The 21,955-nt window shown below is 64.0% G+C and carries 20 protein-coding genes and 2 pseudogenes; 3 read left to right on the plus strand and 19 right to left on the minus strand.

The features are described 5' to 3' along the window. Window positions 1–29 precede the first annotated feature (29 nt). The 4 genes from ACWGS8_RS33115 to rplS form a co-directional block, all read right to left on the minus strand. Entirely contained in the window at window positions 30–827 is a 798-nt protein-coding gene (locus tag ACWGS8_RS33115; RefSeq protein WP_454584880.1) for a basic amino acid ABC transporter substrate-binding protein, read from the minus strand. A 158-nt stretch (window positions 828–985) separates the two neighbouring features. After that, entirely contained in the window at window positions 986–1,522 is a 537-nt protein-coding gene (locus ACWGS8_RS33120; protein ID WP_454584881.1) for a MarR family winged helix-turn-helix transcriptional regulator, read from the minus strand. Continuing rightward, window positions 1,519–1,932, minus strand: coding sequence for an organic hydroperoxide resistance protein (locus tag ACWGS8_RS33125; protein ID WP_454584882.1), 414 nt, complete (start codon window positions 1,930–1,932; stop codon window positions 1,519–1,521). The genes ACWGS8_RS33120 and ACWGS8_RS33125 overlap by 4 nt, the downstream gene beginning before the upstream one ends. 158 nt (window positions 1,933–2,090) lie before the next feature. After that, a complete protein-coding gene (gene rplS, locus ACWGS8_RS33130) occupies window positions 2,091–2,636 on the minus strand; it encodes a 50S ribosomal protein L19 (protein ID WP_454584883.1) in 546 nt (181 codons plus the stop codon). Between the two features lie 328 nt (window positions 2,637–2,964). Between rplS and ACWGS8_RS33135 the strand changes: the two are divergent. Then, window positions 2,965–3,718 (plus strand): annotated as a pseudogene (locus tag ACWGS8_RS33135) (sulfite exporter TauE/SafE family protein). Here the strand turns inward: ACWGS8_RS33135 and trmD are convergent. Continuing rightward, window positions 3,700–4,398, minus strand: coding sequence for a tRNA (guanosine(37)-N1)-methyltransferase TrmD (trmD, locus tag ACWGS8_RS33140; protein WP_454584884.1), 699 nt, complete (start codon window positions 4,396–4,398; stop codon window positions 3,700–3,702). The pseudogene ACWGS8_RS33135 and the gene trmD overlap by 19 nt on opposite strands. Further along, window positions 4,395–4,994: a ribosome maturation factor RimM gene (rimM, locus tag ACWGS8_RS33145; RefSeq protein WP_095792248.1), complete on the minus strand. Its 600-nt coding sequence runs from the start codon at window positions 4,992–4,994 to the stop codon at window positions 4,395–4,397. Before rimM ends, trmD begins: the two co-directional genes overlap by 4 nt. A gap of 96 nt (window positions 4,995–5,090) precedes the next feature. On the opposite strand from rimM, the gene ACWGS8_RS33150 reads away from it, so the two are divergent. Together ACWGS8_RS33150 and ACWGS8_RS33155 are read left to right on the plus strand one after the other, a co-directional pair. Further along, complete coding sequence (locus ACWGS8_RS33150; RefSeq protein ID WP_454584885.1) at window positions 5,091–6,029, plus strand: tyrosine recombinase XerC; 939 nt, start codon at window positions 5,091–5,093, stop codon at window positions 6,027–6,029. Window positions 6,030–6,091: 62 nt separating this feature from the next. Continuing rightward, a complete protein-coding gene (locus ACWGS8_RS33155) occupies window positions 6,092–7,162 on the plus strand; it encodes a TraB/GumN family protein (protein WP_454584886.1) in 1,071 nt (356 codons plus the stop codon). A gap of 3 nt (window positions 7,163–7,165) precedes the next feature. On the opposite strand, the gene ACWGS8_RS33160 is transcribed toward ACWGS8_RS33155, so the two are convergent. The 13 genes and pseudogenes from ACWGS8_RS33160 to ACWGS8_RS33220 form a co-directional block, all read right to left on the minus strand. Continuing rightward, window positions 7,166–7,642 carry a DUF2867 domain-containing protein gene (locus tag ACWGS8_RS33160; RefSeq protein WP_454584887.1) on the minus strand — a complete coding sequence of 159 codons (477 nt, stop codon included), beginning with the start codon at window positions 7,640–7,642 and terminating at the stop codon, window positions 7,166–7,168. Window positions 7,643–8,293: 651 nt separating this feature from the next. Continuing rightward, window positions 8,294–9,709: pseudogene (lpdA, locus tag ACWGS8_RS33165) on the minus strand (dihydrolipoyl dehydrogenase); the annotation flags it as partial. A 76-nt stretch (window positions 9,710–9,785) separates the two neighbouring features. Further along, window positions 9,786–10,541, minus strand: coding sequence for an SDR family oxidoreductase (locus ACWGS8_RS33170; protein WP_454584888.1), 756 nt, complete (start codon window positions 10,539–10,541; stop codon window positions 9,786–9,788). Beyond that, the gene (locus ACWGS8_RS33175; protein WP_454584902.1) at window positions 10,538–10,993 is read right to left on the minus strand and encodes a hypothetical protein; all 456 of its coding nucleotides are present in this window, start codon (window positions 10,991–10,993) and stop codon (window positions 10,538–10,540) included. Before ACWGS8_RS33175 ends, ACWGS8_RS33170 begins: the two co-directional genes overlap by 4 nt. 77 nt (window positions 10,994–11,070) lie before the next feature. Beyond that, a complete protein-coding gene (gene odhB, locus ACWGS8_RS33180) occupies window positions 11,071–12,345 on the minus strand; it encodes a 2-oxoglutarate dehydrogenase complex dihydrolipoyllysine-residue succinyltransferase (protein ID WP_454584889.1) in 1,275 nt (424 codons plus the stop codon). Between the two features lie 42 nt (window positions 12,346–12,387). Continuing rightward, on the minus strand, window positions 12,388–15,375 hold the full coding sequence (locus tag ACWGS8_RS33185; protein WP_454584890.1) for a 2-oxoglutarate dehydrogenase E1 component: 2,988 nt from the start codon (window positions 15,373–15,375) through the stop codon (window positions 12,388–12,390). A 136-nt stretch (window positions 15,376–15,511) separates the two neighbouring features. Continuing rightward, window positions 15,512–16,414: a succinate--CoA ligase subunit alpha gene (gene sucD / locus ACWGS8_RS33190; RefSeq protein WP_095774800.1), complete on the minus strand. Its 903-nt coding sequence runs from the start codon at window positions 16,412–16,414 to the stop codon at window positions 15,512–15,514. A 12-nt stretch (window positions 16,415–16,426) separates the two neighbouring features. Further along, a complete protein-coding gene (locus ACWGS8_RS33195; RefSeq protein ID WP_454584891.1) occupies window positions 16,427–16,924 on the minus strand; it encodes a DUF1579 family protein in 498 nt (165 codons plus the stop codon). A gap of 2 nt (window positions 16,925–16,926) precedes the next feature. After that, on the minus strand, window positions 16,927–17,298 hold the full coding sequence (locus ACWGS8_RS33200; RefSeq protein ID WP_064981484.1) for a cupin domain-containing protein: 372 nt from the start codon (window positions 17,296–17,298) through the stop codon (window positions 16,927–16,929). 4 nt (window positions 17,299–17,302) lie between these two features. Beyond that, entirely contained in the window at window positions 17,303–18,496 is a 1,194-nt protein-coding gene (gene sucC / locus ACWGS8_RS33205; RefSeq protein ID WP_454584892.1) for an ADP-forming succinate--CoA ligase subunit beta, read from the minus strand. 67 nt (window positions 18,497–18,563) lie between these two features. Further along, window positions 18,564–19,532 (minus strand): malate dehydrogenase, encoded by a 969-nt coding sequence (gene mdh / locus ACWGS8_RS33210; RefSeq protein ID WP_019862040.1) that lies wholly within the window; start codon window positions 19,530–19,532, stop codon window positions 18,564–18,566. Window positions 19,533–19,951: 419 nt separating this feature from the next. Continuing rightward, window positions 19,952–21,169: a cell division protein ZapE gene (zapE, locus tag ACWGS8_RS33215; protein ID WP_454584893.1), complete on the minus strand. Its 1,218-nt coding sequence runs from the start codon at window positions 21,167–21,169 to the stop codon at window positions 19,952–19,954. Between the two features lie 82 nt (window positions 21,170–21,251). After that, the gene (locus ACWGS8_RS33220; protein WP_010912341.1) at window positions 21,252–21,791 is read right to left on the minus strand and encodes a protease inhibitor Inh/omp19 family protein; all 540 of its coding nucleotides are present in this window, start codon (window positions 21,789–21,791) and stop codon (window positions 21,252–21,254) included. Window positions 21,792–21,955: the final 164 nt, after the last annotated feature.

Consider the following 21,955-nt stretch of genomic DNA (forward strand, 5'->3'; position numbering starts at 1 on the left):
GCATTACCCCACACGCGCGACAACAGGGCCTACTGCCCCATCTTGTAGTCAAGGAACCACTTCTTGTTCAGCGCATCCAACGTGCCGTCAGCCTTGAGCGCGGCGATCGCGGCGTTGACCGGCTTCACCAGGTCCGATCCCTTCGGGAAGATGAAGCCAAAGTCCTCGGTGCCGAGCGGACCGCCGATCAGCTTGAGCTTGCCCTCGGAAGCATCGACATAGCCCTTGCCGGCGGTGCCGTCGGTCAGCACGACATCGACGTCGCCCGACTTCAACGCCTGCACCGTGGCGCCGAAAGTCTCGAACAGTTTGATGCGCGGGTTCTGCTCATTGCCGTCGAGCACGCTGTAGACGGCGGTGTAGAAGGGCGTCGTGCCGGGCTGCGCGCCGATCAGCCCGTCCTTGAAGGCGCCGAAGGTCTTGGCGTCGGTGAAGCGGCTTTCGTCGCCGCGCACCAGCATGAACTGCTCCGAGCGCATATAGGGATCGGAGAAATCGACCTTCTCCTTGCGGTCGTCCTTGATGGTGATACCGGTCATGCCGATATTGTACTGCTTGTCGGAAACCGCCTGGATCATCGCGTCCCAGGAGGTGTTCTGATACTCGACCTTGAAATTGAGCCGCTTGGCGATTTCGTTCATCGCGTCATATTCCCAGCCGATCTGCTTTCCCGTCTTGGGATCGATGAACTGCAGCGGCGGATAGGCGTTTTCGGTCACCACCACAACCGTCTTGCCGCCGAGATCGGGCAGCGCCTGCGCGAAGGCGGCAATGGGCGCCAGCACGAGGGCAAGCAGGCCGGCCAGCAGCAGTTTCGATTTGGTCATCACACACTCCCGGAAAATTGATGGCGCCCGGATGGGCTTGCAGGAAATCCGGCGCCGACTTTAGCTTTCCGCTTGCGCCATGCAAGACGGTCCGCTGCGTCAGCGCGCGCGAAAAGGGATTCGGATGCCCTGAATTCGAGGATTTCGGGATGATCTGGCTATCTCGAACCAGAAACCAGCGCCGCCGCATCGGCCGAGGCGTCTTCCGCTACAGCGTTACGCAGACCGGCAACGAGATGGGTAAGCGTCGCGTGCAGGACTTTGGCTTCACCGGGCTGTAGCGGCACGCTGCAGGCGAGCGCCGCGGACACATCCTGCGCTCGCGCACTCAGAGCGTGGCCCTTGGCCGTCGGAGCCACCAGCACGCGGCGTTCGTCGGCGGCATCGCGCCGGCGGGTAACGAGCCCACCCGCCTCCATCCGCTTGAGCAGCGGCGTCAGCGTCGCGGAATCGAGGCCCAGCGCCTCGCCAAGCGCGCCTACAGTGCTCGGCGCGTGCTCCCACAGCGCCAGCATGGCCAGATATTGCGGATAGGTCAGGCCGAGCGGATCGAGCAACGGCCGATAGAGCTTGGTCATCAGTCCGCTCGCCGAATAGAGCGCGAAGCAGAGCTGCTGATCGAGCCGCGGTACCCTCGCCGTCCCGTCGGTCTCCGCCGGGACGGCGCTGGTGTTCTTTGTGGTCTTCCCCGTCATGCCGCCTTTACCGAAAGCGCCACCTCGACATTGCCCCGGATGGCGTTGGAATAGGGGCAGATCTTGTGCGCTTCCGATACAAGCGCTTCCGCGGCCGCCTGATCAAGGCCTTTCGTCTGCGCCGCGAGCGCGACACCGAGCTTGAAGCCCTCGCCATTGGGAAGCAGGCTGACGGTGGAGGTTACCCCGGCATCCGTGAGCGGCAGCTTCTGTTTGCGCGCGATGAAGCGGATGGCGCTTTCGAAGCAGGCGGCGTAGCCGATGGCGAAAAGCTGCTCGGGATTGGTCGCGCCGCCCGGCCCGCCGAGTTCCTTGGGCATCGCCAGGTCGACCTTGAGCAGGCCGTCGCTGGTCTCGCCATGGCCGGCGCGGCCGCCGGTGACGTGAGCCTGTGTGGTGTAGAGTGCCATTTCAAATCTCCAGCTACATTGTGCACGATTATTTAGTACACAAGATAACATACCGTCAACAGTCCGATCCTTTTTTCGGAGGCTGAAAGCGTTCACAGTCTGGTGAAACGAAAAAAGGCGACCGAAGCCGCCTTTTCAAAACTCGTCCGTCGAAAGCCTTATTCGGCCGGGGTCGCCTCGGCGGCCTTGGCTGCCTCAGCCTCGGCGGCGGCCTTCTTCTCGGCGGCTTCCTTGGCGGCCGTCTCGGCGGCTAGTGCCTGGGCGGCGGCGACCTTCTCGGCCTCGATGCGGGCCTTCTCGGCGTTCAGCGCGTCGCGCTCCTCATCGTTGAGCTTGCGGGCGCGCACGCCGGTGTTTTCCGAAATACGGGCCGACTTGCCGCGACGATCGCGCAGGTAATAGAGCTTGGCGCGACGCACCTTGCCGCGACGGACGATCTCGACGCCCTCGACCATCGGCGAGAAAACCGGGAAAACGCGCTCGACGCCTTCGCCGTAGGAGATCTTGCGGACGGTGAAATTTTCCTGGAAGCCGGCGCCGGAGCGGGCGATGACGACGCCTTCATAGGCCTGGACGCGGGTGCGGGTGCCTTCGGTCACGCGGACCTGGACGCGCACGGTGTCGCCGGGCTGGAATTCGGGGAGCTTGCGCTTGGCTTCGATCTTGGCGGCCTGCTCGGCCTCGAGCTGACGGATGAGATCCATCTTGGGTAATCCACTTCTTGTTCTTCCGACAGTCAGAGCGTCCAACACTCGCCTTGCAGTTCGATTGACCGCTCGGCTATGCCCTTTGCCACTAAGACATTCGTCTGCAAGACATCGGACAGGGGCGACTACACCGTCATTGTTGACGGGTCCGGCAGATTCTTCTGGCGGTACGGGCGGGCACATACAGCTATTTCAGCGCTTTGTCACGCCCGCGCACGAGTCTTTTTTGCCGACATGGCACCATCGTAATCGCTTCGTGCCGGGTTGCGTCGGCCCTCAGGCCTTTCTAAGCCTGACATAACAGAGTTTTCCGCGGCGGCATGCCATGTCTGTCTTCGACGCCATCCTGCTGTTCCTGGCGGGCTTCCTGTCCGGCACCGCCAACGCGGTCGCCGGCGGGCGGCACCTTCATCACCTTCGGCGCCATGACACTGGTCGGCGTGCCGCCGATCGTCGCCAACGCCACCTCCTCGGTCACCCAGTTTCCGGGCTACATCACCTCGACGCTCGCCTACTGGACCGATATCCGGCACTTCTGGCGCGGTGCCCTGCTGCTCTGCCTGATCTCGGCGGCCGGTGCGCTGGCCGGCGCCTTCATCCTTCTGGCACTGTCCAACCCGTCCTTCCGCGCCCTGGTGCCATGGCTGCTTTTGGGGGCAACCGCCCTGTTTGCCGCCGGGCCGTGGCTGAAGCCAGCGCCAAAACCCGGTCATGAAGCGGCGGTCGGCTCGCTCGCCGGTTTGCTGGCGCAGTTCGTCACCGCCATCTATGGCGGCTTCTTCGGCGCCGGCATGGGCGTGATGATGCTGGCGACGCTTGGCCTGACGCAGGCCGGCGACTACCACCGGCTGAATGCTTTGAAGAACATGCTGGCCGTGGTCGTCGCCGCGGTGGCGATCATCGTCTTCGTCTCGGGTGGCGTCGTCGCCTGGCCGCAGGCGATCGTCATGATCCCGGGCGGCGCACTCGGCGGCAATGCCGGCGTATGGATCGCCAAGCGCGTGCCGCAAAACATGGTACGCGGCTTCGTCGTCGCCGTCGGCCTGTTTCTGGCGTTTTACTATTTCGGCAAGGGCTGAGCACTGAGGAGATCCGCCCGCCGCTCCCTGGTCAGCGCCTCCGACTGGGCGCGTCGCCATTGCGCGATCTTCTTGTGATTGCCCGAGATCAGCACCTCGGGGATCTCACGCCCTTCGAATTCCTGCGGCCTGGTGTAGTGCGGATGTTCAAGCAGGCCGTTTTCAAAACTCTCTTCCTCGCCCGACACCGCATTGCCCATCACACCGGGCAGCAGCCGCACCACCGCGTCGAGCAGCACAAGCGCCGCCGGCTCGCCGCCGGAGAGGATGAAATCGCCGATCGAGACTTCCTCCAATCCCCGCGCCTCGATCAGCCGCTGGTCGACGCCCTCGAAGCGGCCGCACAGGATGACGACGCCGGGCCCGGCGGCAAGCTCGCGCACCCGCGCCTGCGTCAGCGGTTTGCCGCGTGGGCTCATCAAAAGGCGCGGGCGCGCATCGCCCGGCGGCGAGGCATGGTCGATTGCCCTGGCCAAAACATCGGCACGCATCACCATGCCGGCGCCGCCGCCAGCCGGCGTGTCGTCGACGGTGCGGTGCTTGTCGGTGGCGAAATCGCGGATCTGGATCGCTTCCAGCGACCACGTACCCGCCTCGAGCGCGCGGCCCGCCAGCGACAGGCCGAGTGCGCCCGGAAACATCTCGGGATAGAGCGTCAGCACCGAGGCTTTGAAGGTCACCGGTTGCCCCCGGCGTCGCGCGGTCCGCGCGGCCTGCCCTTCGGGTCGAAGTCTTCCTCACGCGGCGCATCGCCATCCTCGTCCTCGACCAGCCCGGCCGCCACCGGGTCGACGCGGACAAAGCCCTCGGCGATCGACACATCAGGCACGGCGGCCTGCGTGAATGGGATCAGCACGCCCTTGCGGCCGGCAAGCGTCACGTCGAGAATATCGCCGCCGCCGAAATTATGCACGGCGACCACCTTGCCGAGCGCAGTGCCGGTATCGTCGCGAACTTCCAGTCCGACCAGGTCGGCATGGTAGAATTCATCCTCCTCGCCATCGTCCGGCAGCATCGAGCGGTCGACGAACAATTCCGTGCCGGCGAGCGCTTCGGCGGCATTGCGGTCGCTGATGCCCTTGAAACGCACCACGACGACGGTGTTGGCCGGCCTTATGTCTGTGATCTGGAAGGCGCGGCCATCCCTGGCATAAAGCGGTCCATAATCGGCCAGCGCCATCGGATCGCCGGTGAAGGTCTTCACCCTGAGTTCGCCCTTGATGCCATGGGCGGCGCCGATAACGGCCATCTGGACAGGGTTTTGCGGCTTGCTCATCGCGAATATCCTTTGGCCTGCTCTAACCCCACGCGGCCGTCATTTCAATGACGGGCTCTTCACCGCTTCCTAACCCGGATACAAGAAAATACCGCCATGCAGGAATTCCTCATCCCGGCGAAAGCCGATCTCCAGGCGGCGCGCGAAAGCTGGCTGAAGATGTTGGCGCGTGAGCGCCGGCTGTCGCCCGAGACGGTCGAGGCCTACGAGCGCGACACGCGCCAGTTCCTGCATTTCCTCACTGGCCATTGCGGCGGCTCGCCCGGCATTTCCGACATCGCCAATCTGCGCCCGGCCGACCTGCGCGGCTTTCTTGCCGCTCGCCGCAACGCCGGCGCCGGCGCCCGCACGTTGGGTCGAGGTCTCGCCGGCATCCGCTCGCTGCTGCGTTTTCTCGAACGCCGTGGCCTGGTCAACGCCGCTGGCGCCGCTGCGCTGCGCGCGCCGCGCCAGCCCAAATCGCTGCCAAAACCGCTGACGGCAAGCGACGCCAAACGGATTGTGTCGGTGGAAGGCCAGCTGGCCGAAGAGCCCTGGATTGCCGCCCGCAACGCCGCCGTGCTGACGCTGCTCTACGGTTCGGGCTTGCGCATTTCGGAAGCGCTCGGCCTCGCCGGCGCCGATCTGGCGTCCGAGGCCGACACTGTGCTGCGCGTCACCGGCAAGGGCGGCAAGACGCGGCTGGTGCCGGTGCTGCCAGTGGCGCTCAGGGCAATCGCCGAATACCGCCGGCTCTGCCCCTATCATCTCGACCCCAAGGGACTTCTGTTTCGCGGCGCGCGCGGCGGCCCGCTCAACCCGGCCATCATCCAGCGCGACATGGCCAAGCTGCGCTCGGCGCTCAATCTGCCCGACACCGCGACGCCGCACGCGCTGCGCCACTCCTTCGCCACCCATCTGCTTGGCCGCGGCGGCGATCTGCGCACCATCCAGGAACTGCTCGGCCACGCCAGCCTGTCGACGACGCAGATCTACACAGGCGTCGACACCGCAAGGCTGCTCGAAATCTACGAATCGGCCCATCCGAGAGCATAAACCCTTCAATTTCGCGATATCAGTTAACCGTTTTGCCGCTTTTCAGTCCTAGGAATGGGATCATGAAACGCGTCATTGCCATCGTCGACCGTGCGGCTTCCATCTCGCTGAAGCTGCTTGTCGCGCTCAACGTGCTGTTTTTCCTGTCTTTCCTTGGCGTTCTGCTGTTCGCGGCCGGCAGGGCGCATGCGGAAATCCCGACCTGCAGCGGCGCCGACATGCTGTCAGCCCTGCAGAAGAGCAGCCCTGCCACCTACAGCAAGATCGAGGCGGAAGCCGCCGCCACGCCAAATGGCAAGGGCTTGCTGTGGAAGCTGGAGAAATCGGGCGAACAGCCATCCTACCTGTTCGGCACCATGCACATGACCGACCCGCGCGTCACCACGCTGCCGCCCGAGGCACAGAAGGCCTTTGACTCTGCCGGCACCCTCATCATCGAAACCACCGACGTGCTCGACAAGCAGAAGATGATGACGGCGATGCTGAAGGAGCCGGACCTGATGATGTTCACCGACTCCACGACGCTGTCCTCCTTGCTGAAGCCGGACGAAGCGGCGGCGATGAACGCAGCACTCGACGCGCGCGGCATCCCGCCGGCAACAGTCGCCAAGATGAAGCCGTGGATGCTGTCGGCGATGATGGCGCTTCCGGCCTGCGAACTCGCACGCCAGTCTGGCGGGGCGCCGGTGCTCGACGTCAAGCTGGCAGAGAGCGCCAAGGCGGCCGGCAAGCCGGTGGAAGGGTTGGAAACGGCCGAGAGCCAGCTGCGCGCCATGGCCTCGCTGCCGCTTGCCTTCCACATGAAGGGCCTGGTCGACACACTGAAGCTCGGCGACAAGGTCAACGATATCAACGAGACCATGATCGTGCTCTACCAGCGCGGCGACACCGGCATGTTCTGGCCGCTGTTCCGTGCCGCCATGCCGGAAGAGCAGAATGACGCCTCGGGCTATGCCGCCTTCGAGGAAACCATGATCACGAGCCGCAACAAGGTGATGGTCGATCATGCCGGGCCGATCCTGGCCAGGGGCAATGCCTTCATGGCGGTCGGCGCGCTGCACCTCCCCGGTCCCGAGGGACTCGTCGAGGATTTTCGCAAGGCCGGCTACACCGTCACCGCCGTAGGGCTTTAACCCCTACTTGATCAAGACTTGAGCCAGCATCGCCGGAACGATGATGCGGTGAAACGGCTTGACGATGGCGAGATAGGTCCGCCCAAACAGATTGTGCGTCTTCACGATCGTCGACGCGGCCACCTCCTGCCCGCCCGCGCCGAGGTCGTTCACTTCCACCAGAATGCGGAAATCGAGATGCCGGTCGTCCAGGCCAAGGACGACCCTGCCGGGCGCCTGGCTGATGAGCGGAAATATGCCAATCCTGCTTTCCGGCGGCGCGTCGGGTTCCGCCCCCGTTTTCAGGCCAAATGGCCTGACGGCTAGGTTGCGCAGCTGCGTAAGCCGGCCGATCCATAGCGGTGTCCGCCCCAGGACGCGCTCGGCCGCGCCAATTGCGGTCAGCGCAAGACCATCGGTTGTCAGCACGTATCGGTCGGCGAACTGAGCGCCTGCAAGAACGCCTTCGGGATCGGCAAAAGTCTGTGCAGTGGGCATCATACCGGCAAATCCCTCGCAACCAACGATAGCATCGGTTGGTTTGGGAGACTGCGTGGCGAAACGCCGCCGGCCCGCAGAGGGACCGGTCGAGGATTTTCGTAAAGCCGGCTATACTGTCACCGCCGTCAATTGAGTCGGATGGCAGTGGGGGCCCTAAACGCAGCGTTTTCGGCGTTTTCCTTCCCTAGCGTGAAACCCATTCAACGGTTGCACGTTGATGGCTGTTGATTGATCATTTTCATCCACGGAGGACACTTTTATGGCGAATCCATCAAACGACAGGCCAAGCGGCGGTGGCGGTGGCAGCCCCTGGCTGATTGCTCTGGTCGTCGTTATTCTGGCGATTGTCGCGTACTACGTCTTCGGCAGACGCGGCGAGCATCCGGCACCCGCCGAACCGCCAGCGGCCAGCACACCGGCCCCGGCACCTGCGCCAGCCGAACCGATGAAGCCGGCTGAACCGGCCAAGCCAGCCGAACCAGCCCCGGCACCTGCTCCGGCACCTGCGCCCGCTCCGGCTCCGGCACCTGCCCCGGCCCCGGCCCCTGCGCCGGCTCCAGCCAACTGATCGGCTCGACACCAGATACGAACGGCCCGCTGAAAGGCGGGCCGTTTTGTTTTGGATGATGGCGCTGCGAAGCGCTGGGTGTTCTAGATATGGATCGGCTTGAAGAACGTGGCCAGCGCCGCTTCCTTCACCGCCTCCGACATCGTCGGATGCGCGTGGCAGGTGCGGGCGAGATCTTCCGACGAGCCGCCGAACTCCATCAGCACCGCTGCCTCGTGGATCATCTCGCCGGCGCCGAAGCCGACAATGTGCACGCCGAGCACCCGGTCGCTTTGCTTGTCGGCGAGGATCTTCACGAAACCGTCCGTGTGCAGCATGGCGCGCGCGCGGCCATTGGCGCTGAACGGGAATTTGCCGACCTTGTAGTCGATGCCGGCCTTCTTCAGTTCCTCCTCGGTCTTGCCGACCGAGGCGATTTCCGGGCTGGTGTAGACGACGCTCGGAATGACCTCGTAGTTCACATGGCCGGCCTGGCCGGCGATGGTTTCGGCCACCGCCACGCCCTCGTCCTCGGCCTTGTGGGCCAGCATCGGCCCGGCGATGACATCGCCGATGGCATAGATGCCGGCAACGTTGGTCTTGAGGTGCCCGTCGGTCTTGACGCGGCCGCGCTCGTCGACCTCGACGCCGGCTTCTTTCAGCCCGAGACTGTCGGCATAGGCACGACGCCCGGTAGCGATCAGCACGACATCGGCAGCGATGGTCTCGGCTGCACCGCCCTTGACCGGCTCGAAGGTGACGGTTGCACCTTTCTTGGCCTTGGCGACGCCGGTGACCTTGGCGCCGAGCTTGAACTCGAAGCCTTGCTTGGAGAGCAGCCGCTGGAACTGCTTGGAGACCTCGCCGTCCATGCCGCCGAGGATCGTGTCGAGGAACTCGACGACGGTGACCTTGGCGCCGAGCCGCGCCCAGACCGAGCCGAGCTCGAGCCCGATGACGCCGCCGCCGACCACCACCAGATGGCCGGGAACCTTGTCCAGCGACAGCGCGCCGGTCGAAGACACGATGATTTTCTCGTCGAAATCGACCTTGACGCCGGGGATGCCGGCGACATCGGAGCCGGTAGCGATGACGATGTTCTTCGTCTCGATCTCCTCGACCTTGCCATCCTCGCCCGTCACCGACACCTTGCCGGCCGCCACCACCTTGCCGGTGCCGCGGAAGCTGTCGATCTTGTTCTTCTTGAACAGGAAGGCGACGCCGTTGACGTTGGACGACACCGTCGCATCCTTATGCGCCATCATTTTTGTCAGATTGAGCTTAGGCGCCGGTATCTCGACGCCCAGCGTGTCAAAGGAATGGCCGGCCTCGGCGAACATTTCGGAGGCATGAAGCAGCGCCTTGGACGGGATGCAGCCGATGTTGAGGCAGGTGCCGCCGAAGGTCGCGTTCTTCTCGACCACCGCCACCTTCAGGCCGAGCTGCGCCGCCTTGATGGCGCAGACATAGCCGCCGGGTCCCGATCCGATGATAACGACGTCATAAGCCATGATAGTGTCCTTCTGTTTTGAGCATGATGCCGAAAAGTGTGACGCGGTTTTCGGATAACATCATGCTCGAACTGCTTGAGAGCGCTCAGCGGCCGCCGCTGACATTCAGGATCGCGCCTGTCGTATAGGACGCGGCGTCGGATAGAAGATAGAGGACAGCACCCGCGACTTCATCCGCGGTGCCCGCTCTTTTCATCGGCAGCGTGTCCTGGATCAGCGCCACCCTATCCGGCTGTCCGCCGGAAGCATGGATGTCGGTGTCGATGATGCCCGGCCGCACCGCGTTGACGCGGATGTCTTCCAGCGCCACCTCGCGGGCGAGCCCGATGGTGAACGTGTCGATGGCGCCCTTGGACGCGGCATAGTCGACATAATTGTCCGGCGCGCCCAGCACCGCCGCCGCCGAGGAGATGTTGACGATCGCTCCGCCCTTGCCGCCATGGCGCGTCGACATGCGCTTGACCGCCTCGCGGGCGCACAAGATGGAACCGACGACATTGATGCGCATCATCCGCTCGAGCCGTGCCGCGCTCATTTCGTCGACGCGCGCCTTGGCGTCGACGATGCCGGCATTGTTGACGACGGCGTCGAGCCGGCCATAGCTGCGATCCACCGCCTCGAAGATGGAGATGATATCGGCCTCGCTGCCGACATCGCCCTTGACCGCGAACGCTTCACCGCCGGCAGCCTTGATTTCGCCGACCAGCACGTCGGCGGCAGCCTTGTACGAGGCGTAGTTGACCGCGACGCGATAACCGGCCTTCGCCCCGAGCCGGCAGACGGCGGCGCCGATGCCGCGGCTGCCGCCGGTGACCAGCAGCACTTTTTGCGCCTCGCTCATTCCTGGCATCCCTTCAGCGTAAACACGTCCCACGGCACTTTCGAGAATCCACTGCCGCCATAGGCCGAGGACTGACGCAGCGCCGGACCGAGATCCGGCAGGATCAGCGTCTTCGGCGCCTCGACGCCTTCCGCCGGCAAAAGCCCGATGCTGCCCTTGTCGTCGGACGTATAGATGACGCCGTGCCAGGGGGTGCAGGCGACGAGCTCGGCGCCGGCCGGGCATTTGTACATCAGCGCGCCGTTCGGCCGTGCCACGCCCTCGTTCCACATGACGATGCCGTTCAGCACGACATTGTTGTCGAGGATCACGCGGAACGTGTTGGTGACGGTCGCCGAGGTGCCGGTCGGCGTAAAATCGATCTCGCTGCCGCTTTGCGCATCACCATAGACGGCGAGTTCGATCGGACAGGCGGCACGGGCAGTTGGGGGAGCCAGCACCATGCCGGCCATCAGCACAACCGGTTTGGCAGCCCCAAGCAAACGGGCCATCATTGGCCGCCTCTGCCACGAGCCGCCATCCGACGGCCTCAGAGATCAAGCACCAGCCGTTCCGGATCCTCCAGGCTTTCCTTGACGCGCACCAGGAAGGTGACCGCTTCCTTGCCGTCGACGATGCGGTGATCGTAGCTCAGCGCCAGATACATCATCGGCCGGATCACGATCTGGCCGCCGACCACGACAGGCCGGTCCTGGATCTTATGCATGCCCAGAATGCCCGACTGCGGCGCATTGAGGATCGGCGTCGACATCAGCGAGCCATAGACGCCGCCATTGGAAATCGTGAAGGTGCCGCCCTGCATGTCGGCGACCGACAGCTTGCCGTCGCGCGCGGCGATGCCCAGCCGGCCGATCTCCTTCTCGATCTCGGCGATCGACATCTGGTCGGCGTCGCGCACGACCGGGACGACGAGGCCCTTCTCGGTGCCGACGGCGACGCCGACATGGGCAAAGTTCTTGTAGATGATGTCGGTGCCGTCGATCTCGGCATTGACTGCCGGGATTTCCTTCAGCGCATGCGTGACGGCCTTGGTGAAGAAGCCCATGAAACCGAGCTTCACGCCGTGCTTCTTCTCGAACACATCCTTGTACTTGGTCCGCAGCGCCATCACCGCCGACATGTCGACCTCGTTGAAGGTGGTGAGCATGGCGGCCGTCGACTGCGCTTCCTTGAGCCGGCGCGCGATGGTCTGGCGCAACTTGGTCATGCGCACGCGCTCTTCGCGCGAGGCATCGTCACCGGAGGATGGCGCACGCACGGCAATCGGTGCCGGAGCCGCCCTCGGCGTCTCGGCCGGCTGCGACGGCGCGCCCTTGGCGATGGCGTCGAGAACGTCGCCCTTCAGCACCTGGCCGCGCTTGCCCGAACCGGACAGCTGGTCGACCGACAGATTGTTCTCCGCGATCAGTTTTGCGGCGGCCGGCGCCGGCGGCATGTTGCGCGGCTCGACCGCGCCGGCATCGCCGGCGATCTTGGCGGTCTCGGCCGCGGCCTGCTTGGTGGTCGACGCCGCATCCGGCGATGAGGCCTGCGACACCGCCTGTGGCTTGGTCGCCGGAGCAGAGCCACCGGCCGCGATCGAGCCCAACAGCGCGCCGACACCGACCGTCTCGCCTTCCTTGGCGACAATTTCGCCCAGCGTGCCGGCTGCGGCGGCCGGAACTTCCACCGTCACCTTGTCGGTTTCGAGCTCGACCAGCGGCTCGTCGACGGCAATGGCATCGCCGACCTTCTTGAACCATTTGCCGATGGTCGCCTCGGTGACGGATTCGCCGAGAGTGGGAACGCGGATTTCGGTAGCCATTGTGCCTGTCCGTTCTTGTCGGTTCTGTTCTATTCGCCTGCTTTATTCGCCGAGCGCGTCTTCGAGCAAGGCGGCGAGCTGGGCAAGGTGCTTGGACATCAAGCCGGTCGCCGGCGACGCGGCCGCAGGCCGGCCGGTGTAGCGCACCCGCTGATGCTTGGCGTCGATATGCGCCAGCACCCATTCCAGATACGGGTCGATGAATGACCAGGCGCCCATGTTCTTGGGCTCCTCCTGGCACCACACCATCTCGGCGTTGCGGAAACGCGACAATTCGGTGATCAGCGCCTTGGCCGGGAACGGATAGAGCTGTTCGACGCGCAGCAGATAGATATCGTTGATGCCGCGCTTCTCGCGCTCCTCGTAGAGGTCGTAATAGACCTTGCCCGAGCACAGCACGACACGGCGGATCTTCGAGTCCTTGGTGAGCTTGATCGCCTGGTTGGGCAACAGCTGCGCGTCGTCCCACAACAGCCGGTGGAACGAGCTTTCGCCTGAGATTTCCGGCAGCGTCGACACCGCCCGCTTGTGGCGCAGCAGCGACTTCGGTGTCATCAGGATCAGCGGCTTGCGGAAGTCGCGCTTCAGCTGCCGGCGCAGGATGTGGAAGTAGTTGGCCGGCGTGGTGCAGTTGGCCACTTGCATATTGTCTTCGGCGCAGAGCTGCAGGAAGCGCTCCAGCCTGGCCGAGGAATGTTCGGGACCCTGGCCTTCATAGCCATGCGGCAACAGGCAGACGAGGCCCGACATTCTGAGCCACTTGCGCTCGCCAGACGAGATGAACTGGTCGAACACCACCTGGGCGCCGTTGGCGAAGTCGCCGAATTGCGCTTCCCACAAGGTCAGCGCCTTCGGCTCGGCCAGGCTGTAGCCATATTCGAAGCCCAGCACCGCCTCTTCCGACAGCATCGAATTGATGACTTCGTAGCCGGCCTGTGCCGCCGACAGATTGTTGAGCGGGATGTAGCGAGTCTCGTCGCGCTGGTCGTAGAGCACGGAATGGCGCTGCGAGAAGGTGCCGCGTTCGGAATCCTGCCCCGACAGGCGGATCGGGTTGCCGTCGAGCAGGATGGCGCCGAAAGCCAGCGCCTCCGCCGTCGACCAGTCGATGCCTTCGCCGGATTCGATCGCCTCGCGGCGGTTTTCGAGGAAGCGGATGATGGTCTTGTGCGCCTCGAAACCCTTCGGCACCTCGGTCAGCTTCTTGCCGATTTCCTTCAGCGTCTTGACCGGCACGGCGGTCTTGCCGCGCCTTTGTTCGTCCTGGTTGTCGGCCGTGCGCAGGCCAGACCAGGCGCCATCCAGCCAGTCGGCCTTGTTGGGCTTGTAATGCTGGCCGACTTCCCATTCCTGCTCCAGATGCGCACGCCAGTCGGCCCTCATCTGGTCGAGCTCGGCCTGGGTGATGTGGCCCTCGGCGATCAGCCGATCGGCATAGATCTGCACCGTCGTCTTGTGGGTGCGGATGTTGCGATACATGATCGGCTGGGTGAAGGCCGGTTCGTCGCCCTCATTGTGGCCGAAGCGGCGGTAGCAGAACATGTCCACGACCACCGGCTTGTGGAACTTCATGCGGAATTCGATCGCCACCTTGGTGGCGTGCACCACGGCTTCCGGGTCGTCGCCATTGACGTGGAAGATCGGCGCTTCGATCATCTTGGCGACGTCGGACGGATAGGGCGACGAGCGCGAGAAGCGCGGATTGGTGGTGAAGCCGATCTGGTTGTTGATGATGAAGTGCAGCGTCCCGGCGACGCGGTGGCCGCGCAGGCCCGACAGGCCGAGGATTTCGGCGATCACACCCTGGCCGGCGAAGGCGGCATCGCCGTGCAGGAGCAGCGGCAGCACCTTGGCGCGCTCTTCCAGCGGCACGATCTCCTCGCGGCCGCGGCCGAACAGATAATCCTGCTTGGCGCGCGCCTTGCCCATCACCACGGGGTCGACGATTTCCAGGTGCGAAGGGTTGGCGGTCAGCGACAGATGCACCTTGTTGCCGTCGAACTCACGGTCCGACGAGGCGCCGAGATGGTACTTGACGTCGCCCGAGCCTTCGACCTCGTCGGGAGCGGCCGAGCCGCCCTTGAACTCGTGGAAGATGGCGCGGTGCGGCTTTGCCATCACCTGGCTGAGCACGTTCAACCGGCCGCGATGCGCCATGCCGAGCACGATCTCCTTCATGCCGAGCTGGCCGCCGCGCTTGACGATCTGCTCCAGCGCCGGGATCAGCGATTCGCCGCCGTCGAGGCCGAAGCGCTTGGTGCCCTTGTACTTGACGTCGATGAACTGCTCGAAGCCTTCGGCCTCGACCAGCTTCTGCAGGATCGCCTTCTTGCCGGTGTTGGTGAAGGAGATCTCCTTGTCGGCGCCTTCGATGCGCGCCTGGATCCAGGCCTTCTCCTCTGGATCGGAGATGTGCATGAACTCGACGCCGAGCGTCGAGCAATAGGTGCGGGTGAGTATCTCCAGCATCTGCCGGATGGTGCCGAATTCGAGCCCGAGCACATTGTCGAGGAAGATCGGCCGGTCGTAATCGGCTGCGGTGAAGCCGTAATTCTCCGGCGACAGCTCGTTGTAGTCCTCGAGCGGCTTGGCGATGCCGAGCGGGTCGAGATTGGCGTGCAGGTGGCCGCGCATGCGGTAGGCGCGGATCATCATGATGGCGCGCACCGAATCGCGCGTCGCCTGGTGCACGTCGGCATCGGAGAGCACGACGCCGTTGGTGACCGCCTTGTCCTTGACCTTCTTTTCCAGGTGCTTCTCGACGATGCCCCAATTGCCGTCGAGCGCCGACACCAATTCGCCATTGGCCTGCAGCGGCCAGGAAGGCTTGGCCCAGGAAGCGCCCTTGGCGTTCTTGCGCACATCGCCGGCATCGTCCTTCAGCCCGGCGAAGAACTCCTGCCATTCGGGATTGACCGAGGCGGGATCGTCCTCATAGGCGGCATAGAGCGCGTCGATGTAATCGGCGTTGCCGCCATAGAGGAACGAGGTGAGCGAGAATTGGTCGTTGGCCTGATCTTGTCTTGCCATGTCGTTTCAGCGGAGCCTGGCTCCGTCTCCTTACGTTTGCGGCAGGGCCGCGATAGTGGGCGATTCATCCGCCCTTCTTGTCCCCTCAAAGCCAACGAACCGCCGTTGGCTCTTATTCCACTGACGGCGCTGACGTTCAGCCCTTGATGGCTTCAACCAGCGTCGTGCCCAATCGTGCCGGCGAGGGCGATACCTTTATCCCGGCAGATTCCATCGCCGCGATCTTGTCCTCGGCGCCGCCCTTGCCGCCGGAGATGACCGCGCCGGCATGACCCATGGTGCGCCCGGCCGGCGCCGTGCGTCCGGCGATGAAGCCAGCCATCGGCTTCTTGCGGCCGCGCTTGGCTTCGTCCTTGAGGAACTGCGCGGCGTCTTCCTCGGCTGAACCGCCGATCTCGCCGATCATGATGATCGACTTGGTCTCGTCGTCGGCGAGGAACATCTCGAGCACATCGATGAACTCGGTGCCCTTGACCGGGTCGCCACCGATGCCGACGGCGGTGGTCTGGCCGAGGCCGACATTGGTGGTCTGGAACACGGCCTCATAGGTAAGTGTTCCCGAGCGCGAAACAACGCCGACCGAGCCCTTGCGGAAGATGTTTCCGGGCATGATGCCGATCTTGCATTCGTCGGGGGTGAGAACGCCCGGGCAGTTTGGTCCGATCAGCCGCGAGGTCGAGCGGTCTAGCCGCGCCTTGACCTTCACCATGTCCATCACCGGTATGCCTTCGGTGATGCAGATGATCAGCGGGATTTCCGCCTCGATCGCTTCCAGGATCGCTTCGCCGGCGCCCGCCGGCGGCACGTAGATGACGGAAGCGTTGGCGCCAGTCCTTGCCTTGCCCTCGGCGACGGTGGCGAAGATTGGCAGGCTCTCGCCCTTCGAGCCGGTCCAGGTCTCGCCACCCTTCTTGGGATGGATGCCGCCCACCATCTTGGTGCCGTGATAGGCCAGCGCCTGTTCGGTGTGGAACGTGCCGGTCTTGCCGGTCAGGCCCTGCACCAGCACCTTGGTGTTCTTGTCGACGAGAATGGACATCGGAGCCCTTTTCTAAAAACTGTTGATCGAGGAAGGCGAGACGCGCCGGTAGACGCCACTCACCATGTCTTGCCAGCCATCGCTGCCGGCGGGTTTGAAATGCAGTCGCATGCGGTAGGTGTCGGCATCTTCGAAAATATACGTCAAGCGCGCCGCGCCGCGCGGCGACGACCGCTCCAGATTGAGCTCGCTGCCGTTCCACGTGCCCGTGGCCGGCGAGGCCGGCACAAAGCCCATCGAATCGAACTGGTGCATGGTGACGAGGCTGTTCGGCTGGTCGAAGCCGAAGACGTTGTGTGCGCCGAAGGAAATCGTACCGTCGCGGCGCTGGCGATAGCGCTGCACGACGAACAGGCCGCCGAACTGCGCCTCTGCAAGAACTTCTGATGTCGCCGTGCCGGCATCAGCCCATTGTGTTTCCGCCACCTCTTCCTCGCCGCGCCACGCGCCGACCAGCGCCTGCAGGCGCTGGTGATCGGCGGAAAGCGAGGAGAAGGAGGCAGCGTTCATCGTCAAAGCCGCTTCAGGTCGGTGACGGTGAGATCGCTCTTGGCGTTGCCGGTGTTGAGCGTCGTCGCCGGCTCGAACATCAGCACCACGGGCTCGGCGGTGAGCGAGCGCGGCCGGTGCTCGACACCGCGCGGCACGACGATGAAGTCGCCCTCGCCGAGCTCGACCGGACCGTCGCGGAAATCGATGGCGATACGCCCGCGCAGCACCAGAAACGCCTCGTCCTCATTGTCATGCGCGTGCCAGTCGAAGGTCGCGCCGAACTTGGCGACCTTCGCCTGGCTGTCATTGACGTCGCCGGCAATGTGCGGATCGAAGACCTTGCTGATCTTTTGATCCGCCGCCTCGACCAGGTTTATCTTGCGCGGAGGCATAGGCTCAGCCCTTCACCGCCGCGACGATCTTCTTGGCCGCGTCGTCGAGATCATCGGCCGACACGACGTTGAGGCCGCTGTCATTGATGATCTTCTTGCCGAGTTCGGCATTGGTGCCTTCCAGGCGCACCACCAACGGCACTTCCAGCCCGACTTCCTTGACCGCGGCGATCACGCCCTCGGCGATGATGTCGCACTTCATGATGCCGCCGAAGATGTTGATCAGTATGCCTTTGACCGCCGGGTCCTTGGTGATGATCTTGAACGCCGCCGTCACCTTCTCCTTGGACGCGCCGCCGCCGACATCGAGGAAGTTGGCGGGCTCGGCGCCATAGAGCTTGATGATGTCCATCGTCGCCATGGCGAGGCCGGCGCCATTGACCATGCAGCCGATATTGCCGTCGAGCGCGACATAGGCGAGGTCGTATTTCGACGCCTCGATCTCCTTCTCGTCCTCTTCGGTGGTGTCGCGCAGTTCGAGCACGTCCGGGTGGCGGAACAGCGCGTTGTTGTCGAACGACACCTTTGCGTCGAGCACGCGCAGCCGGCCGTTCTTCATGACGATCAGCGGATTGACCTCAAGCAGGCTCATGTCCTTCTCGACAAATGCCTTGTAGAGGATCGGGAACAGCGTGCCGCCATCCTTGGCCGCGTCGCCGTCGAGCTTGAGGGCTGTGTTGAGCGCCTTCACGTCATCCACTGTCACGCCCTTTTCCGGGTCGATGGCGACGGTGATGATCTTTTCCGGCGTGTCATGGGCGACCGCCTCGATGTCCATGCCGCCTTCGGTCGAAACGACGAAGGCGATGCGGCCGACGGAACGGTCGACCAGGATCGACAGATAAAGCTCGCGCTCGATGTCGGCGCCGTCCTCGATATAGAGGCGGTTGACCTGCTTGCCGGCCGGGCCGGTCTGCTTGGTCACCAGCGTGTGGCCAAGCATCTCGTTGGCGTTGGCGACGACGTCGGCGACCGACTTCGCCAGCCGCACGCCGCCCTTGGCGTCAGGCGACAGTTCCTTGAACTTGCCCTTGCCGCGGCCGCCGGCATGGATCTGGCTCTTCACCACATAGAGCGGGCCGGGCAGCGCCTTGGCGGCGGCTTCCGCCTCGCTCGCCTTGAACACCGGCAAGCCTTCGGCCACCGGCGCGCCAAAGCTCTTCAGCAGCGCCTTGCCTTGATATTCATGGATGTTCATCGGGAACTATCTCCAAGTCTTTTTTGCCAGGATTGCCGTTTTGCCGGGGTGGACGTTTTGGCGAGGTTCACTTCGAAGCGAGCTGCGGCGCGATCTTGACGCAGGCCTCGGTCAGGCCCTGCACGGTCGCCACCGAACTATCGAACATCTTCTGTTCGCTCTTGTTGAGGTCGATCTCGATGATGCGCTCGACGCCGCCGGCGCCGATCACCACGGGAACGCCGACATAGGTGCCCTTGACGCCATACTGGCCGGAGAGGTGGGCAGCGCAAGGCAGCACGCGCTTCTTGTCCTTGAGATAGGCTTCGGCCATCGAAATCGCCGAGGCCGCCGGCGCGTAATAGGCCGAGCCGGTCTTGAGCAGGCCGACGATCTCGGCGCCGCCGTCGCGGGTGCGCTGCACGATCTGGTCGAGCTTCTCCTTCGAGGTCCAGCCCATCTTGACGAGGTCGGGCAGCGGGATGCCTGACACCGTCGAATAACGGATCATCGGCACCATGGAATCGCCATGACCGCCGAGCACGAAGGCGGTGACGTCCTCGACCGAGACCTTGAATTCCTCGGCCAGGAAATAGCGGAAGCGCGCGCTGTCAAGCACGCCGGCCATGCCGACGACATGGGTCTTGGGCAGGCCGGAAAACTTCTGCAGCGCCCACACCATGGCGTCGAGCGGGTTGGTGATGCAGATGACGAAGGCCTTGGGCGCGTACTTCTTCAGACCGGCGCCGACCTGTTCCATGACCTTGAGATTGATGCCGAGCAGGTCATCGCGGCTCATGCCAGGCTTGCGCGGCACGCCGGCGGTGACGATGCAGACGTCGGCACCCTCGATGCCGGCATAGTCATTGACGCCGGTCAGCCGGGAGTCAAAACCATCGACCGGCGACGACTGCGCAATATCGAGCCCCTTGCCTTGCGGTATACCCTCGGCAATATCGAACAGCACCACGTCGCCGAGGTCCTTGAGGCCGATCATGTGGGCCAGCGTGCCGCCGATCATGCCCGAGCCGATAAGCGCTATCTTGTTGCGTGCCATGTGTGGATGTTTTCCCTTTGTCTGTGACTGCGCCCAAATCTTTGACGACTTGATGACGGCGTCGAGGAAGAGGCCGGAATGCTGAGGAAACCCGCGAGATTTCGCCGCACCCAATAGCCCCGGTGCAAAATAAATTCAAACGATTATTTTGGAGTGAACATTTTCAATCGGTTAGATGGGTTGGGACTTACGTAAACGTCAAAGTTTGTAAGCCTACTTGGGAGAATTTACACAATGAAGATGGAGATCGTAAGGCTTGAAGCCGGCGATGACGCCCTTGTGATGCGGATCGCCGAGGATGTGTTCGACGAACGGTCAGGCCGGATCGATTGGCAGCCTATCTCAGCCGACCCGGCCATTTCATGGTCATGGCACTCGCCTAGCGGACAGGGTCTCCGCTCTGCTTTGCGTCCCGCAGCCTAGGACGACGAAGGTAGGGCCTGAGCCTGCGGCGCCGCAGCCGGCGCCGCCCTTTCATTCCGCCGCTCCGCCCAGTCCTCCAGCCAGTCGCGGCTTTGCATCTCGATCAGGCGTGAGGCCGTGCGCTCGAACTCGAATACCTCGACGCCGCGCCTGGCGACATAAAGCTCCTGCGGCGCGGCCTCGGCGCTCACCACCAGCCGCACATGATGATCGTAAAGCGTGTCGATCAACAGGATGAAGCGCTTGGCCTCGTTGCGCTTGCCTTCGCCCAGCACCGGCACGTGGTCGATGAAGACGGTCGAGAAGCGGCCTGCGATCGCCAGGAAATCGCGCGCGCCGAGCGGTTTTTCGCACAGATCGGCGAAGGAAAAACGCGCCGCGTCGCCCGCCGCAGCCGGCACTAGAACCTGTCGGCCCTTCAGCGTCAGCGAGGTCGCGGCGGTCGGCGCGCCGCGCGTCATCGTCCGCCAGGCCTCATCCAGCGCCCGGTCGGCCGTGTTGTCGGCCGGCGTGACATAGACCGGCGTGCGGGCAAGCTTTTCCAGCCGGTAATCCTTGTCGCTGTCGAGCGACAGCACCCGCGCGTGCCGCTCCAGAATGCCGATGAACGGCAGGAAGAGTTGGCGGTTGAGCCCATCGCGGTAGAGATTTTCCGGCGCCACGTTCGAGGTCGCGATCAGCACCACGCCATTGGCGAACAGCGCCGAAAACAGCCTGGACAGGATCATCGCGTCGGCGATGTCGGTGACCGAGAATTCATCGAAGCACAGCACCCAGGCCTGTTCGGCCAGCGCCTTGGCCACCGGCGGGATCGGATCATCCTCTCTGACGTCGCCGTTCTTGCGCGCCTGCCGGTGCTTCTGGATGCGGTCCTGCACATCGGCCATGAAGTCGTTGAAATGGACGCGGCGCTTGCGCCGGACCGGCAGCAGCTCGAAGAACATGTCCATCAGCATGGTCTTGCCACGACCGACGCCGCCATGGATGTAGAGGCCTTTGATGGCCTCATGCGTCTCGCGCTTGCGGGCAAACAGCCAGCCCAGCGCGCTGGACTTGTGCGCCAGCCGCTTGGCCGAGATCTCGTCGGTCAGCCGGTCGAGCGCGACGGCGATCCGCTCCTGCGCCGGATCGCGTCCGATCGCGCCGGTTTCCACCAGGTGGTCGTAGCGCTGCCTGACGGTCGCATGGGTCTGGAGGCCGTCACGCAGATGCATCGGTCACGTCGTTTTTTCTCATGCAAGTCGTTGCCCCAAAACCGGGGCCCCAGTTTGGGCGACATGCACCGGGGAGATCGGGCTACCTTGTAAGCGAAATCGGCTGACCGTTGGAAGTCTGGCCGTCGAATTTCGAGCCGCCCGAGGAATAGAGCCGCGCCAGCGAGCCGCCATTCTCATCATAGAGCGTCAGCTGCTTGCCGGCGACGTTCCACGACTTGATGCCGTCGATCGGGGCAGGGCAATGCAGCGGCCCGGCGCGGAAGCCGGCGCCGAACTTGGTCTGCGGCGTCGCGATCTTGCAGCTCTGCCCGGAAACGCTGGCATTCCAGACGCCGGCGACGGCTGCCGCGCTGAGATCCGAGGCCCCGGCGGGCGCCTGGCCGTCCGGCGGCAATGACGCAACCTGCGTGTTCGCCGGCGCGGTCGGGAACTTCGACGGGTCGGTGCTGCCGGGCGAAGCCGGCGGCGGCAGCTGGTTGGAGGTTACCTGGCCGGCCGGCGCCGGCTGCAGCGGCGCCGGTTGCTGGTCGTCCATGGACGAGAAGCGCGAGGTCGAGCAGCCGCTCGCAACGAGCGCCGCCAGCGATACGGCCACCAGACCGCTTTTCGAAAAATTCATTACAACCTCCGTCGGGGACCCGGCTGGGGGGATGCCGTCCGCGCAATATCACCTCCCACCAAGATGGAGAAGGTGGCGAAATTTCAACCCGATATGGTTAAAATAGGGTTTGCGGCAAGATTGTTGCAAATTTATCGCAGTCTCGACCTGCCATATCTGCCTCT

It is taken from the genome of Mesorhizobium sp. 43Arga, from assembly GCF_053714255.1.

Excerpts from the sequence above, each read along its gene's own strand:
- ACWGS8_RS33115 (WP_454584880.1), bottom strand. The coding sequence starts at position 827 with ATGACCAAATCGAAACTGCTGCTGGCCGGCCTGCTTGCCCTCGTGCTG.
- ACWGS8_RS33120 (WP_454584881.1), bottom strand. The coding sequence starts at position 1,522 with ATGACGGGGAAGACCACAAAGAACACCAGCGCCGTCCCGGCGGAGACC.
- ACWGS8_RS33125 (WP_454584882.1), bottom strand. The coding sequence starts at position 1,932 with ATGGCACTCTACACCACACAGGCTCACGTCACCGGCGGCCGCGCCGGC.
- rplS (WP_454584883.1), bottom strand. The coding sequence starts at position 2,636 with ATGGATCTCATCCGTCAGCTCGAGGCCGAGCAGGCCGCCAAGATCGAA.
- rimM (WP_095792248.1), bottom strand. The coding sequence starts at position 4,994 with ATGAGCAAGCCGCAAAACCCTGTCCAGATGGCCGTTATCGGCGCCGCC.
- ACWGS8_RS33150 (WP_454584885.1), top strand. The coding sequence starts at position 5,091 with ATGCAGGAATTCCTCATCCCGGCGAAAGCCGATCTCCAGGCGGCGCGC.
- ACWGS8_RS33155 (WP_454584886.1), top strand. The coding sequence starts at position 6,092 with ATGAAACGCGTCATTGCCATCGTCGACCGTGCGGCTTCCATCTCGCTG.
- ACWGS8_RS33160 (WP_454584887.1), bottom strand. The coding sequence starts at position 7,642 with ATGATGCCCACTGCACAGACTTTTGCCGATCCCGAAGGCGTTCTTGCA.
- ACWGS8_RS33170 (WP_454584888.1), bottom strand. The coding sequence starts at position 10,541 with ATGAGCGAGGCGCAAAAAGTGCTGCTGGTCACCGGCGGCAGCCGCGGC.
- ACWGS8_RS33175 (WP_454584902.1), bottom strand. The coding sequence starts at position 10,993 with ATGGCCGGCATGGTGCTGGCTCCCCCAACTGCCCGTGCCGCCTGTCCG.
- odhB (WP_454584889.1), bottom strand. The coding sequence starts at position 12,345 with ATGGCTACCGAAATCCGCGTTCCCACTCTCGGCGAATCCGTCACCGAG.
- ACWGS8_RS33185 (WP_454584890.1), bottom strand. The coding sequence starts at position 15,375 with ATGGCAAGACAAGATCAGGCCAACGACCAATTCTCGCTCACCTCGTTC.
- sucD (WP_095774800.1), bottom strand. The coding sequence starts at position 16,414 with ATGTCCATTCTCGTCGACAAGAACACCAAGGTGCTGGTGCAGGGCCTG.
- ACWGS8_RS33195 (WP_454584891.1), bottom strand. The coding sequence starts at position 16,924 with ATGAACGCTGCCTCCTTCTCCTCGCTTTCCGCCGATCACCAGCGCCTG.
- ACWGS8_RS33200 (WP_064981484.1), bottom strand. The coding sequence starts at position 17,298 with ATGCCTCCGCGCAAGATAAACCTGGTCGAGGCGGCGGATCAAAAGATC.
- sucC (WP_454584892.1), bottom strand. The coding sequence starts at position 18,496 with ATGAACATCCATGAATATCAAGGCAAGGCGCTGCTGAAGAGCTTTGGC.
- mdh (WP_019862040.1), bottom strand. The coding sequence starts at position 19,532 with ATGGCACGCAACAAGATAGCGCTTATCGGCTCGGGCATGATCGGCGGC.
- zapE (WP_454584893.1), bottom strand. The coding sequence starts at position 21,169 with ATGCATCTGCGTGACGGCCTCCAGACCCATGCGACCGTCAGGCAGCGC.
- ACWGS8_RS33220 (WP_010912341.1), bottom strand. The coding sequence starts at position 21,791 with ATGAATTTTTCGAAAAGCGGTCTGGTGGCCGTATCGCTGGCGGCGCTC.